We start from the raw sequence: 13,282 nt of genomic DNA, 5'->3' as shown, positions 1-13,282 counted from the left end.
AGGACATTTGATGAAGAATCTTTTGGCTGATCGCCCCCTGTCGTTCCTCGTGAAGAAGAACCAGGAACCCTGCTCCGTGGAGGAGCGCGACGCGATTCTGGAGAACCCCGGTTTTGGTGTGAAATTCACCGACCACATGGTCGACATCTGCTGGTCGGAGCAGGGCGGCTGGCACCGCCCCCGCGTGCAGCCGTATGGCCCGATCGCGCTCGACCCGGCTGCTGCCGTGCTGCACTACGGCCAAGAAATCTTTGAAGGCCTCAAGGCATTCCGTCACGAAGACGGCTCGATCTGGTGCTTCCGCCCCGAAGCCAACGGTGCTCGCCTGCAGCGTTCGGCTCGCCGCATGGCGCTTCCCGAGCTGCCCGTGAACGAGTTTGTGAACTCGCTCAAGCAGCTCGTTGCCGTCGACGGCGACTGGGTGCCGAGTGCTCCCGAGACGAGCCTGTACCTGCGCCCCTTCATGTTTGCGAAAGAGGCCTTCCTCGGCGTGCGCGCAGCCAAGAAGGTCAACTACTACGTGATTGCCAGCCCCGCCGGCCCGTACTTCTCGGGTGGCGTTGCGCCAGTGTCGATCTGGGTCTCCACGAACTACACGCGTGCCGGCAAGGGCGGAACAGGGGCTGCCAAGACGGGCGGCAACTACGCTTCGTCGCTCATCGCGCAGCAAGAGGCAGCAGAGCAGGGCTGTGCTCAGGTGCTGTTCTTGGATGCCGAAGAGGGCAAGTACATCGAAGAGCTCGGTGGCATGAACGTGGTTCTCGTCAAGAAAGACGGAACCCTCGTCACCCCGCAGTCGGAGTCGATTTTGGAAGGCATCACGCGCGACTCGGTGCTTCAGCTTGCTGAAGATCGCGGTCACAAGGTTGAACGTCGTCGCGTCACTCTCGAAGAGTGGCGTGAGGGTGTGGCCTCGGGCGACATCACCGAAGTGTTCGCGTGTGGCACTGCCGCCGTGATCACGCCTATTGCTCTGCTCAAGGGCGAAGGTTTTGAAATTGGGTCGGCGGATGCTCCCGCCGGCGAACTGACGATGTCGCTGCGTGAAGAGCTCACCGACATCCAATATGGCCGTCGCGAAGACACGCACGGCTGGATGATGAGGCTCGACGCATGAAGGTAGCTCGTTTCAGCGCTGGCACCGGAGCCCGCTACGGAATCATTGACGGCGACGAGATTGTCGTTCTGACCGGTGACCCGATGTTCAACGGCTTTGAGACCACCGACGAGCGTTTGCCGCTCGCGGACATCAAGCTGTTGGCGCCGGTCATCCCGCGCTCAAAGGTCGTGGCGTTCGGTCGTAACTATGCCGAGCATGCCAAGGAGCTCGGCAACGAGGTTCCGGATGCTCCCATGATGTTCATCAAGCCGAACACGTCTGTCGTCGGCCCCGGTGATGCGATCATGCTGCCGCCGCAGTCCGAAGAAGTCGCGTTTGAGGGGGAGCTTGCCGTGATCATCGGCAGCATCGCTAAGAACGTGGCCGAGGCCGACTTCGCGAGTGTCATCTTTGGCTACACGATCGCCAACGACGTCACCGCTCGCGACCTTCAAAAGAAGGATGGCCAGTGGTCACGCGCCAAGGGCTTCGACACGTTCTGCCCGCTCGGCCCCGTAATCGAAACCGAGTTCGAGGTGGGTTCGCAGAGCATCCGCACCACGGTGAATGGTGACCTCAAGCAAGACGGCACTGTTGACCAGATGATCCATTCGGTGGCAGCGCAAGTGGCGTACGCGTCGGCGGCGTTCACTCTGTTGCCCGGCGACATCATCCTCACGGGTACGCCTGCTGGTGTTGGTCCGATCGTGAACGGCGACACCGTCGACATCACGATCGAGGGCATCGGCACACTGAGCAACCCGGTTCGTTCTATCGCCAAGTAGGCGTCGCCGCAGAATCGCCCGCAATGGGCGGTTCTGCGGCTTAGAATAGTGGCAATGTCTGCGCCATTTTCTACTGCAACCGCTTCCGACGTTCGCGTTCGGTTCTGTCCGTCACCTACCGGTACGCCCCACGTCGGGCTGATCCGTACTGCCCTGTTTAACTGGGCGTATGCGCGCCACATGGGCGGCAAGATGGTGTTCCGTATTGAAGATACGGATGCTGCTCGCGATAGCGAAGAGAGCTACCTGCAGCTTCTCGACGCGATGAGCTGGTTGGGTCTTGACTGGGACGAAGGCGTGGAGACGGGTGGCCCGCACGCGCCGTACCGTCAGTCGCAGCGCACCGACATTTACCTTGAGGTCATCGAGAAGCTGAAGGCTTCTGGTCACCTCTACGAGTCTTTTGCGACGGGTGAAGAGATCGAGGCCCGCAACGTGGCTAACGGTCGCGACCCCAAGCAGGGCTACGACAACTTCGAGCGCGACCTCACTGCTGAGCAGATCGCGGCGTATAAAGAAGAGGGTCGCCTGCCGGCGCTGCGTTTGCGCGTTCCGGACTCCGACTTGAGCTTCGACGACCTGGTTCGTGGTGACATCACGTTCCCCGCTGGTTCGTTCTCGGACTTCGTGGTGGTGCGCCCGAACGGTGCTCCGTTGTACACGTTCGTGAACCCGGTGGATGACGCGCTCATGGGCATCACGCACGTGCTGCGCGGTGAAGACCTGCTCTCGAGCACTCCGCGCCAGATCGCCCTTTACACGGCCCTCATCGAGATCGGCCTCACGGATGCCATCCCGCGCTTCGGCCACCTCCCTTACGTGATGGGCGAGGGCAACAAGAAGCTCTCCAAGCGCGACCCGGAGGCGAGCCTCTTCCACCACCGTGACCGCGGGTTCATCCCCGAGGGTCTCCTCAACTACCTGTCGCTTCTTGGCTGGTCGCTTGCGCCCGACCGCGACGTGTTCTCGGCGGAAGAGATGATTGCGGCGTTCGACGTGGAGAATGTCACGCCGAGCCCGGCCCGTTTCGACGTGAAGAAGGCGGAGTCACTGAATGGCGACCACATCCGTCTGCTCTCGGCAGAAGAGTTTGCGGGCCGTCTGGTGCCGTACCTCGTGGCTGCTGACGTGATTTCGGCGGAGCCGACGGAGGCTGAGCTCGCGACGCTGACAGCTGCCGCACCGCTCGTGCAGGAGCGCATGCAGCTGCTGGGCGATGCGCCGGCTCTGCTGCAGTTCTTGTTCACTCCGGATGCTGAGCTCACGGTTGACGCCGATGCCATGCCGAAGGCCGAAGGCCCCGAAGTTTTGGATGCGTCCATTGCGGTGCTCACGGATCTTGACGCGTGGACGCACGATGCAATCGAAACGGCCCTGCGCGCCGAACTTATTGACGTGAAGGAAATGAAGCCGCGTCTTGCGTTCGGTCCGTTGCGCAGTGCGATCGCTGGTCGCCGCATCAGCCCGCCGCTGTTCGAATCGATGGAGCTGCTGGGCAAAGAGTCCACGCTGGTTCGCCTGAAGGCGTTGCGCGCCCTGCTATGAGTGAGCAGTTCGACTGGGATGTTGTCATTGTCGGCGGCGGACCGGCCGGACTCAGCGCTGCCCTGAACTTGGCGCGGGCACGTCGACGCACTCTCGTGCTCGACAGCAATCGCCCCCGCAACTCGGCGACGTTCCACTCTCACGGCTTTTTGAGCCGCGATGGTATTTCTCCTCTCGAGCTTCGCAAGATGGGCCGGCAGGAGCTGGAGCAGTATCCGAACGTCTCGTTCGAGCGCACGATTGTGGAGAGCATTGAGCCGCTCGGTGCTGTTGGCGGGCCGGATGCCGCTGGCGCTGCCGACGATGGAGCTGTCGACGGCGCCTCGGCGACCGTTGGCGCGGGCTTCACCGTCACGCATCGCGGGGGAGCGGTCACGACCCGCACGGTGCTCATCGCGACGGGCCTGCGCGAAGTGCTGCCGAAGTTGCCGCTGCTGCGCGCGTTCTACGGTACGAGCATCCACTCGTGCATGGAGTGTGACGGCTACGAGTATGCGGATAAGCCGATTGCGCTCATCGGGCATACGGATGACCTGGCGGAGCGGGCGCTGCTGCTCTCGCAGTGGAGCCGCGACCTGATTGTCTTCACGCAGGGCGTCGGCCACGTGAGCGAGGCTGACGAGGCGATGCTGGCGGAGCGTGGCATCCGAGTGGATCGTCGTGAAGTGGCGGATGTTGCGGGCGACCGTGATGGCCTCACCGGCGTTGTTCTTGCCGACGGCAAAACTATTGCGCGCGAAGCCGCGTTTGTGCGCCCCGACTATGAGACTGCGCTCGACTATGCGGCAGGCTTGCAGCTCGCGCTTGACCCGGAGGGTCTCATCGTCGTGGACGCTGCCGGCCGCACCAGCGCACCGGGAGCCTATGCGATCGGTGATGCCACCCCGCCCGGCCCGCAGCAACTTATCGTGGCCGCGGGCGACGGCGCTGAGGTTGCCGCGGTCATCAACCGCGACCTGCTCTAGGGGATAGATATTTGGCCGGATTTCGTGGGAGTTCAACGGCGAAATAGCTCCCAGCGGAGAGCGCTGATTCGGCAAGGATTCAGCAAGAGACTCAATAGTGCTGTGCGTTCATTGGGCGCAGCGAATCGAACGTCGACCATCTAGCCGTTGAGGCCGAGCGCAGTTCGAATCTGCGGGCAAATCGGGTATAAGCTGGCAGAGATGAACAATACTCTCTTGCGAGTCGCAATCGCCGTTACTGCTGTGCTTTTGCTCACCTCGTGCAGCCCTTCCGGCGGCGAGACGGCCACCGGGTCGACCCCAGTTGCAGCCCCGACTGAGGAAGCAGCCGTGGTCGAATCGTTGCCTTTTAACGCGAGCAATTTGCTGGGCGGCACTGCGCGGCCTAGTTTCCCAGACGGCGAGGCGGGCGAGGTCTCGGTAGTTCAAATCGGGCCACTCGACGCAGACAGCGGCACTTTGTTGTTCGCGTTCAGGAACAACACCAGCGACGGGATTTCGCATGTCGACTGGACCGCAACCGCACCGAGCGGTGGTTCCTTGGTCGCGACAGGCGGTAGCCAAGGCGTGGCCCCGGCCCAGATTCAGCCCGGTGAGGTTGGTCTTGCATTTATTTACTTTGAGGGTAATTCGGAAGTCCCTGACGACGCTGATTATGAGTTCTCCGTTAGCGGCAGCCCTGTGGATACCGCCCCGGATAACACAGCGCCGCTCGCGGTGACGGAAGTGAGTCTGGTGGGTGATGCCATAGTCGGCACTGCCACGAACGGGACAGGGGCGGAGACCACCAGCCCCTATAGGATCACCGTCTACTGCTTCGACGGTGACAATCTCGTTTCGCAGTTCACCGACTTCGCAAAAGAAAAGGGCGACATCGCTGAGGGCGGCACGGTTACGTTTTCCACACGCCACAAAAGCGGCGTGTGCCCGTCCTTTGTGGTGGGCGTCAGCGGTTACTTCTCCTAAGTCAGGCACCAGCCGCGCGGTTTCACGCGGCCAACGGTTTTATTAACTACATCCGGCGGTTAGGCCGTTGCTAATAGTTCACCAAGTACATGCCAGTTTTAATTTCGTGCCAAATAGATAGTAGGAGAACCATGCAGAAGTCAAGTTCCAAGACCATCATCGCGATAGCGGCCATTGCGCTGGCTGGATTCGGTCTGACGGGATGTTCCGCGGGCGAGTCTGCGGGCTCGACGGGATCTTCGGATTCCGGTGACGTTGCGGCACCTGAAGCTGCAGCAGACCTGATGGGAGAGTGGAAGCAGACGAACAGCCAATCTGACGACGCCTACCAGGCAGCGACAATCACCGCAGATGAAATCACCATCTATTGGGTCAGCAACGGCGGAGATTCCAAGTCGTTGTATTGGGCGGGCACTTACGAGGCACCGACTGAACCGGGAGCATTTTCTTGGGACTCGGAAAACGATACCTCCCAGACAGATTCCGCAATGCTCGCGTCCGGTGACCCTTCCAAGACGTTCACCTTCGATAACGATGAGATCAGTTACGAGGCGTCTGCGCTCGGGACCACTACGACTGTCAGGCTCGCGCGCGAGTAGCGACTGGTGCGGCGAGTCGCAAGCATGGTGACAAGGCAGGCCGCGAAGAGCACCATCGTCACGGGTGCCCAGATGGCGCGCTCGGTCGCGCTTGGGGTGATGAGGTTCAGCACGATGCCGACACCGGCATACGTGGTGGCGATCCAGCTGAACACGGCGCTGAGTCGGTGAGGCGCCTTCCGCAGCGCCCCCTGCTCGCCCCGCGCCAGAATTGCTGCTGCCAGAACGAGAACGATGGTGGCGGATACGCCCGCGATGATGCGTCCCTGCTGGGGGAGGACGCCCTGATTGGCGCCGCCCTGAGTGTATTCGCCGAGAGGGGCTCCCGCGGCGACAGCGAGGTGGAACGCGGCGATGAGGGCGAAGATCGCGGAGGCGGCTCCTGCTCCGACGTGGGCCGCGCGGCTGCTCGGATGCGAGTCGCTGCGGTCATTGAGGCCACCGCTGTTTTGGCCACGCTCGCCGCGCGATCCGACGGCGTGCGACTGAGATACTGCGGTGTCTTTACTCATGGGGCTGTCTCCTTGTGGTCGGCGAGTTGAGCGCGAAGCTCATCGAGCCACGTGATCTCGGCGTGCGCGTGGGCTCGTCCCGATTCGAGCGTTGCGTATTGCAGCTGAGTGGCGAGCGCTGCTTTCGAAAGTTTCGGGGGTGCGCTCGCTGCGAGAGCGTCGAGGGTGGTGAGGAGCTCGACGGCAGCGGAGCGACGTTGGTCCAGCAGTGCGATCACTCCCGCTGAGCCGAGCGAGCCGGCGAAGAATAGCCGCAGGAGAAAAGGTTCGCGGGAGGTGTCGGGTTCCAGCGGCGAGGCCAGCCACGTCTCCAATGCCGCTCGCCCCGATTCGAGAATCGAGTAGAGGCGACGGTCGGGGCGAGACGCCTGCTCGACGGTGGTGCTTTCAACGAGTCCGTCAGCTTCGGCGCGGTGGAGGGTGCGATAGAGCTGCGATTGATCGGCGGGCCAAAAGTGTGCCGCGGTGGTCGAGAACGCCTTGCCGAGTTCGTAGCCCGTCATCGGCTGAATCGCGACGAAACCGAGCACGGCATGGAGGAGGGACATGACTCGAATATAGGACAAGTCCTATATGGCGTCAAGGAGTGAACCACAGCCCGCTCAGGATGCGCTAAAGTAGTAAATCGGTTCGGTTCCGACTGAATCCTGTGGGGTATGGTGTAATTGGCAACACGGAAGATTCTGATTCTTTTGTTCTTGGTTCGAGTCCAGGTACCCCAGCAAAACAACTAGGGAGCAACTCCCGCTCAGCCCGGCTCACGCCGGGCTTTTTGCGTCGGTAATGCTGTCCAAAACGTCTTGTAAAGTCGAATCGACACCAGCTGAGAGACCGGGCGCGCTGCTCTGAGACGAGTTTGCGTGGTGCGGAAGCGAGATGCACTCGTATATGGTTTGGTCAACACACTCCCCGACTTGAAACGAGTTTTTCCATGAGCTCTCTCCCGTACTCGGTAGACGCTCTCACCCGCCTATCTGCGCGGAAATCACGCAAAGGGCACGACCCAACGAGGATCGACCCAGGGGTGGATTTGTGCTTCGAAACGCTCTCAAAGTCACGTGAGCTTTATAGGTCGAATCGGAAGCTGCACGCCGGAGACGATGCAGCCCTCGAAAATCTTAAAAAAAAGTACGAGAAGCGTCGTAAGAAACTTCGGAAGAAACGCGACGTTGCGATTCAGTCCGCTATCGAAAACGGAGTCACCGATTTTGAGAAGTCTCTCTCCGGCGGCGCGTTTTCGTGGGGTTTGAAGGCGGGTCCGGAGTTGGCCAAGCCCGGGCCCGGAGCTAGCAGACAGACGTTTCAGATTCCGAGCGAATTGGGGCATTCCCTACCTCATCTCCAGGTTTCCGCGGTAGTGAGAAAAGCAGCAAAGTTGACTCCTCAAAGCCGAAATAGTGTCGTGCGAGCACTACAGCAGAGTCTGCGTCGCTATTACGGGCATTCGATACTGAAGCTGGACATTCAAGATTTCTTTGGCAGCATTCCTCATGAAAAACTTTTGACAAAATTGGGGTCAAACGGAGCGATCGATTCGATTTCCCTGACGTTAGTTTCAAAGCTCCTTGAAAACTTTCGTCGGATTGCGGGGGTCTCCAGCGGCGTCCCGCAGGGGGTTGGTCTCAGTTCGCAACTCGCGGAGTTCTACCTCTCTGATTTTGATCGTACTATCCGCTCCTTCGAAGGAGTGACCTTCTATTCCCGCTATGTGGACGACATAGTGATTGTCATCGACTCGCCCGAAAACCGGGCACTTGTCGATACCAAGATTGGCTTTGAGCTCGCGAGCCTCCAACTGGTCGAGAACGCTAGGAAGCGCCAAGAATTCGACACTGCAGAGGACGGGTCTTACGCTGGTGGCCGCTTCTCGAACGGCGATCAACTTGAGTATCTCGGCTACCGCTTCAGCAATGAGACGAAGAAGTTGAGCACGATGATTAGTGACCGCAGAATGGCGGCCAGAAAGAAGAGAATAGAGCTCGCGTTCCAATCCTGGAGCAAGCATGGCCCCGACCCGCGCCGCCCAAACCATGGTCTCGATGCTCTACTCGTTGACAGGCTTAGGTACCTCGCGGGGAATCTGCGGCTACGTCACTCCAAAAGCAACGTAGTGGTGGGGATTTACTTCTCCAATAGCGCCCTGGACGTCGGGTCTTCGCAGCTATCCGAATTGGATGCGATTCTCGCGCGTTTAGTCACCGCTACCCGAGTGCGAATGACAAGCGAGCTACGCAAACGAATCGAACAAATTTCGTTCGAAGAAGGTTTTCGCGAAAAAACGTTCTTCCGCGCGAAACAACCTCGAATCGATCGAATTGTTGCCTGTTGGAGGAGCACGTTGTGACGAAAATGCGCAGGGTAAAGCGAGACCCGATTCGAGCTCTTGTGTCGGAAGTCTTGCCCTATGAGGTTCCATTGCCATTCGGGACGGTGGGCTTGTACCGCTTTCTTCGGCAGGTCGGGTTCGAGTGGATTGGCGATACTAAGAGATTCCGAGTCTTGAGCGCGCGACTTCGTACAGCGCAAGATCTGCGGCTTCGTCTGATTTTCGATGGCACCGATCTCGTGAGAGAAGCAGATGATGGGGATTGGGCTGTTTATTGCGTAACTCGTGGCGATAAGGCCCGGGTGGTTCATCCGTATCGCTTCAGTTTGCGTGGCAACAACGGCAAGATTAGAGAGCTCTCAGTTCTACATCCACAATCGATGCTCGAGATATCTCGGTTTGTTCACGACTACCGGGACTTGATTCTCTTCTTCACGAACCGAAGTAGCTTTTCGATTAGACATCCGGCTCGCGTCGCGAAGGTCGAGGTCAAACGAGACGGCGTATTCGACCGAAGTCGCGACCGAGACTCGTTTGATATTGAACAGCACAATCTGGAGTACGACCATGCAACCTCGTATTTTTCTTATAGAAGGTATAGCAACATAAATCGGTTTTACACATCGTCCGAGTTCCGCGCGTGCGAGCGCAAGTATCCGACGCTCATGCGCGCTGACGTATCGAATTGCTTTCCGAGCGTGTACACCCACACGCTTTCTTGGGTCACCAACGGCCGTCATGTCAGTAAAGCCTCCAAGACGCGCATGAAGACGTCGGATACTTTCGGTGGGAAGTTCGATGGTCTGCTCCAGGCCGTGAACTACGGAGAAACGAGTGGAATCGTCATTGGGCCAGAGTTTTCTCGAATCTTCGCGGAAGTGATACTTCAGGAAATAGACGTCCGGATTGAGCGCGAACTCGAAGGTCTTGGTCTCGTCACGGGCCGAGACTACGAAATCATGCGTTACGTAGATGATTACTTCGTATTTCTGAGCAGATCGAGTGACACAGTCCTCCTAGAAGAAGTCATATCAAAGCACCTCACTCACTTCAAACTCCACCTTAACGAACGCAAGAAGGAAATCCTCTCGACCCCGTTGCGGTCGAATATGTCGGTAGCAAAACACAAGATTAGGAAGGATCTCAAGAAACTAACGAAGTGTGAGCTGGACTCCAAAAACGCGTCAGCATCGGTGTATTTCTCCGCGAACAAGGTAATCGCTGAATACAAATCAGTCTTGATTGATGCCGAGCTATCACACGGTGAGCTCGCTAACTACTACCTGTATTCACTGGGGCGCCGTATGGATGTCACCTGCGAAAAATATGCGAGATTCTTAGTTGATCTTTCGCCATCGGCTGCTACAGAGCATGAGCGTCGACGTTTCACTAGTTCCTTCGCTACTTATCTCAATTCGGTACTAGAAGTTGCTTTCTTCGCGTACGCGGGTGCACCGTCTGCGTCTCATAGCTTTAAGCTTTGTCAGATCATCGTTGGCAGCGTCCGTCAACTTGCCGACGCTGGGTTGCCGCTTCTGGCGATGACCGCGTTCAAAGATAAAGTTCGCCGCGAGTTGTTGGCGCAAGTTCTCGCCGTCCAAAACGAGAAATCGCTGGGCATGCACACGCTCAATTTGGTCGACTGCTTTGTCTTCCTTGGAGGGGAGCTTTCGGCCGATCAGTTGCGCGCGCTACTCGAATCGCGGCATGTGACCACTGAGGATCTCGAAGTTTTTCCGATACTCAGCCTCTTTAGAGCAGTAGGTGCACGGGCTGAGACTAAAAGTGTGCGCGACCAGCTGCTCGCGCGCGTACGAAAAATTATTGATTTGGGTGCCAACGATCCGGACTATGCCACGCAGAGAGCTCTCCTGCGTTTAGCGCTTTCGGAAAACTTGACGTTGACGCCGAGCGAAGCAGGTGATTCGCTGGGGCTTTTGCCCTCTCAGGTTTTGGAATTGCGAGGCTCGACTGGCACGTTGATATTCGATTGGGGCGTCAACGACCATTATTTTGAGAGATTGTTGCTCAAATCTTCCCGAATGGTATATTAACTGCGCGCAGGTCGCAACGAAGGTTAAAAGTGGCTTGCCACCTTTTGCCCACACACTGGCGCTGGAGGTATCGCGATCTACTCCTCCACCCAAAGTCTCCGCAGTAAGGGAGACTTTGGTGTTTAACGGAGATGTTCAATCCGCCTTGCCGCCTTGGCTGTTTCCGGCCTTCCCATTTGCCTGATCATGCTATCTATCGTCGATTTCAACTGCCTAAGAGCGCAGGGAAAGATCCTTGTGGCAAAGACAAGTAGGCCTTTTCTTTTTTGGGCGGTCGCTCTTACCTCTGCTTGCGTGCGCTAGTATGCGGGCATCCGACAATTGTCTATATGGTCACGAACGCGGCGAAATGCTTTCTCCATTGAGGAGAGGCGCGGGCAACTCCGCCACTTCGTCGCTAGATCGAGCGCGAGCAAGCAACGGGCCGGCACGATACGTGCTGCACTCGGTTGTGCCTCGCGTGCGAACAATCAGTTCGTGTCGGCTGCTGCCGCTAATACTCGGTTTCGCTCCTCGAGCAGCGTCTGCATGTAGCGCCGCAGGAACAGCTTCTCGACGAAGCGCCCGAGCGGCCCGAAGGGGGCCGCGAAGGTGAGGCGATCCTGCATGTGGGTGCGGCCGTCGACCTCGGTGAAGAGGTGCTCGTGGTGGTAGGCGGCGAAAGGGCCGCGCACTTGTTCATCCGCAAAGCTGTGCGGGGCATCCACGTCAAAAATACGCACGGTCAGGCGCAGCGGTAGGCCGAAGTGGCGGGCCTGCCAGGTGACGACGTCGCCCTCGACGAAGTGGCCCGTGGTGCGGCCCGCGACGACCTTTTCACGGTGGTGCGTCATTGAGTCGAGATGCAGATTGACGCTCAGTGACAACGCGCACACCTCAGCGATGGGGGCATCGAACATCGTGTCGAGCACAATCAGTTGCGTCATAGGTTGAGCCTACTTTCTGCCCGCCTGAGTCGAGGTGCGCTATTCGCAGGCGATCCCGTCACCATCGCGGTCGAGTCGCGGTGTTTCGTATCCAGGCTGGCCAGCATAGAGCGGAGCTGCCCCAGCGGCACGCACGGCCGTGCAGTTGGCATAATACGCAGCGACCGGTGCCGGTGCCGGTGCTGGAGCGGGCGCGGGCGCGGGGGCGGGGTCGGGGGCGGCCACGACCGGTTTGGGCTCCGGAGCCGGCGTAAACGACGAGGTCAGCGCGCGCTGGTCGGGGCACGAGTCGAGTACCCGCTCGATCGCATCGTGCTCAGCTGTCGTCACCCACAGCCCGTAGGTAGCCTTGACCGAAACTTGGGCGGCGACATAGTTGCAGCGAAAGCTCTTGTTTGACGGCAACCAGGTTGCCGCATCGCCAGCACCCTTCTGAGCGTTCGACTTGCCGTCAACTGCCAGCAGGTTGATGGGATCATTCGCCAGCGTGATTCGTTGCTCTTGCGTCAATTGCTGTGCGCCAGTTTGCCAAGCGTTGGAGAGCGACACCACGTGATCGATCTGAACTAACGCTGACGTCGTATTTCCTCGGAGAAAATCGATCGACGTATTGGTGAAGGGCGAGACGAGCGTGCCAGTGAGTACCTTGCACGATCCGCTCTTCGTAAGAGCGCTCAAGTCCCTTGCCAAGATGTCGTTTCGAGTGTCGCAGCCGTTGCGATCAACGTCTAACCACGCCGCACCGAACTTAGCCGTTCGGGCATACCCGGTCTTCGGTGCTTTGCCCTTGATCGGCAGGGTCGCCAACAGCGCTAGCGCCGTCGTATCGGTGAACGAGGTGTCGAGGATGCTTACGGCGGCATCGGATGCGGGCGCAGTTGCTTTGTCGGGATCGGCGGGAGCATCCACGCTGAAAGTAGCGCTTGGGCTTGCAGCTCGCGTCGCGGACGGGGTCGGCGACGGCGATGGAGCGGCGGTTTCGGCGACTTGTTCCGCATTCGCGACCACGTCGACCGGAGCGTTGCCGGCGCCAACCGTGCCGCCAATGACGGTGGCGAAGAGGCTCGCCGCGATGACAATTGCACCCGCTTTTCGCGAAGGCACTGACGCCCAGGAGCGACGGCCACTAATCAGCACGTAAAGGCCCGTGAATAGTCCGAAGAATGCCGCGAGAACCAATACGGCCGCGATACCAGCGGAGATGAGGGTTAGGTAGGCGAACAGAACCAGAAAGGCGCCGACGATCCAAGTGCTCATCGTCGGCTTGAACCACTCCGGCGCGCGGTGTGGGACCGGTGCATCCTTTGCGGCGAATTTGTTGCTCCACTGGGTGCCATCCCACCAGCGATTCTTACCCGAACCGTCGTCGTACCAGCCCGCTGGTGCCTGAGGAGCCTTGGGTGGTTGATTGATGAGTAGGCGTAGCCACGACATGTGATCCTCCGGTGTCGTCCTAACTTTCTCAGAAGCGATAGATGTTCATCAGCCCCATAACGGGGCTCGCG

Annotated in this window: 12 protein-coding genes and 1 tRNA gene; 9 read left to right on the top strand and 4 right to left on the bottom strand. The window is 59.1% G+C overall.

Annotation, left to right across the window (positions count from 1 at the left end):
- Positions 1-10: 10 nt before the first annotated feature.
- The 6 genes from ESZ53_RS05390 to ESZ53_RS05365 all read left to right on the top strand — a co-directional run bounded on the left by ESZ53_RS05390 (position 11) and on the right by ESZ53_RS05365 (position 5,959).
- Positions 11-1,117, top strand: a complete 1,107-nt coding sequence (locus ESZ53_RS05390) for a branched-chain amino acid aminotransferase (protein WP_129071885.1) — start codon at positions 11-13, stop codon at positions 1,115-1,117.
- Entirely contained in the window at positions 1,114-1,884 is a 771-nt protein-coding gene (locus tag ESZ53_RS05385; protein ID WP_129071884.1) for a fumarylacetoacetate hydrolase family protein, read from the top strand. The genes ESZ53_RS05390 and ESZ53_RS05385 overlap by 4 nt, the downstream gene beginning before the upstream one ends.
- Positions 1,885-1,938: 54 nt before the next feature.
- A complete protein-coding gene (gene gltX / locus ESZ53_RS05380) occupies positions 1,939-3,429 on the top strand; it encodes a glutamate--tRNA ligase (protein ID WP_129071883.1) in 1,491 nt (496 codons plus the stop codon).
- Entirely contained in the window at positions 3,426-4,394 is a 969-nt protein-coding gene (locus ESZ53_RS05375) for an NAD(P)/FAD-dependent oxidoreductase (protein WP_129071882.1), read from the top strand. The genes gltX and ESZ53_RS05375 overlap by 4 nt, the downstream gene beginning before the upstream one ends.
- 330 nt (positions 4,395-4,724) lie before the next feature.
- Positions 4,725-5,360, top strand: a complete 636-nt coding sequence (locus tag ESZ53_RS05370; RefSeq protein ID WP_129071881.1) for a hypothetical protein — start codon at positions 4,725-4,727, stop codon at positions 5,358-5,360.
- Positions 5,361-5,491: 131 nt separating this feature from the next.
- Positions 5,492-5,959 carry a hypothetical protein gene (locus tag ESZ53_RS05365; protein ID WP_129071880.1) on the top strand — a complete coding sequence of 156 codons (468 nt, stop codon included), beginning with the start codon at positions 5,492-5,494 and terminating at the stop codon, positions 5,957-5,959.
- Here ESZ53_RS05365 and ESZ53_RS05360 read toward each other — a convergent pair.
- Both ESZ53_RS05360 and ESZ53_RS05355 read right to left on the bottom strand, forming a co-directional pair.
- The gene (locus tag ESZ53_RS05360; protein ID WP_210403839.1) at positions 5,905-6,471 is read right to left on the bottom strand and encodes a hypothetical protein; all 567 of its coding nucleotides are present in this window, start codon (positions 6,469-6,471) and stop codon (positions 5,905-5,907) included. The genes ESZ53_RS05365 and ESZ53_RS05360 overlap by 55 nt on opposite strands.
- Complete coding sequence (locus ESZ53_RS05355) at positions 6,468-7,019, bottom strand: PadR family transcriptional regulator (RefSeq protein WP_129071879.1); 552 nt, start codon at positions 7,017-7,019, stop codon at positions 6,468-6,470. The genes ESZ53_RS05360 and ESZ53_RS05355 overlap by 4 nt, the downstream gene beginning before the upstream one ends.
- Positions 7,020-7,121: 102 nt before the next feature.
- Here ESZ53_RS05355 and ESZ53_RS05350 point away from each other — a divergent pair.
- The 3 genes from ESZ53_RS05350 to drt3b all read left to right on the top strand — a co-directional run bounded on the left by ESZ53_RS05350 (position 7,122) and on the right by drt3b (position 10,851).
- A tRNA-Gln gene (locus ESZ53_RS05350) sits at positions 7,122-7,193 on the top strand.
- A gap of 209 nt (positions 7,194-7,402) precedes the next feature.
- Positions 7,403-8,815, top strand: coding sequence for an antiviral reverse transcriptase Drt3a (drt3a, locus tag ESZ53_RS05345; RefSeq protein WP_129071878.1), 1,413 nt, complete (start codon positions 7,403-7,405; stop codon positions 8,813-8,815).
- Positions 8,816-8,820: 5 nt separating this feature from the next.
- On the top strand, positions 8,821-10,851 hold the full coding sequence (gene drt3b / locus ESZ53_RS05340; RefSeq protein WP_305794137.1) for an antiviral reverse transcriptase Drt3b: 2,031 nt from the start codon (positions 8,821-8,823) through the stop codon (positions 10,849-10,851).
- Positions 10,852-11,321: 470 nt separating this feature from the next.
- Here the strand turns inward: drt3b and ESZ53_RS05335 are convergent, their stop codons facing one another.
- Both ESZ53_RS05335 and ESZ53_RS05330 read right to left on the bottom strand, forming a co-directional pair.
- The gene (locus ESZ53_RS05335; protein ID WP_129071876.1) at positions 11,322-11,777 is read right to left on the bottom strand and encodes an SRPBCC family protein; all 456 of its coding nucleotides are present in this window, start codon (positions 11,775-11,777) and stop codon (positions 11,322-11,324) included.
- Positions 11,778-11,816: 39 nt separating this feature from the next.
- Positions 11,817-13,211: an excalibur calcium-binding domain-containing protein gene (locus ESZ53_RS05330; RefSeq protein WP_129071875.1), complete on the bottom strand. Its 1,395-nt coding sequence runs from the start codon at positions 13,209-13,211 to the stop codon at positions 11,817-11,819.
- Between the last annotated feature and the right edge of the window lie 71 nt (positions 13,212-13,282).

Source organism: Salinibacterium sp. UTAS2018 (assembly GCF_004118935.1).
Taxonomy (GTDB): Bacteria; Actinomycetota; Actinomycetes; order Actinomycetales; family Microbacteriaceae; genus Rhodoglobus.
Note: the sequence above shows the minus strand (reverse complement) of the source record. Positions and strands in the feature narration are given on the sequence as shown.

Excerpts from the sequence above, each read along its gene's own strand:
- ESZ53_RS05360 (WP_210403839.1), bottom strand. The coding sequence starts at position 6,471 with ATGAGTAAAGACACCGCAGTATCTCAGTCGCACGCCGTCGGATCGCGC.
- ESZ53_RS05375 (WP_129071882.1), top strand. The coding sequence starts at position 3,426 with ATGAGTGAGCAGTTCGACTGGGATGTTGTCATTGTCGGCGGCGGACCG.
- drt3a (WP_129071878.1), top strand. The coding sequence starts at position 7,403 with ATGAGCTCTCTCCCGTACTCGGTAGACGCTCTCACCCGCCTATCTGCG.
- ESZ53_RS05335 (WP_129071876.1), bottom strand. The coding sequence starts at position 11,777 with ATGACGCAACTGATTGTGCTCGACACGATGTTCGATGCCCCCATCGCT.
- ESZ53_RS05390 (WP_129071885.1), top strand. The coding sequence starts at position 11 with ATGAAGAATCTTTTGGCTGATCGCCCCCTGTCGTTCCTCGTGAAGAAG.
- gltX (WP_129071883.1), top strand. The coding sequence starts at position 1,939 with ATGTCTGCGCCATTTTCTACTGCAACCGCTTCCGACGTTCGCGTTCGG.
- ESZ53_RS05330 (WP_129071875.1), bottom strand. The coding sequence starts at position 13,211 with ATGTCGTGGCTACGCCTACTCATCAATCAACCACCCAAGGCTCCTCAG.
- ESZ53_RS05355 (WP_129071879.1), bottom strand. The coding sequence starts at position 7,019 with ATGTCCCTCCTCCATGCCGTGCTCGGTTTCGTCGCGATTCAGCCGATG.
- drt3b (WP_305794137.1), top strand. The coding sequence starts at position 8,821 with ATGCGCAGGGTAAAGCGAGACCCGATTCGAGCTCTTGTGTCGGAAGTC.
- ESZ53_RS05365 (WP_129071880.1), top strand. The coding sequence starts at position 5,492 with ATGCAGAAGTCAAGTTCCAAGACCATCATCGCGATAGCGGCCATTGCG.
- ESZ53_RS05385 (WP_129071884.1), top strand. The coding sequence starts at position 1,114 with ATGAAGGTAGCTCGTTTCAGCGCTGGCACCGGAGCCCGCTACGGAATC.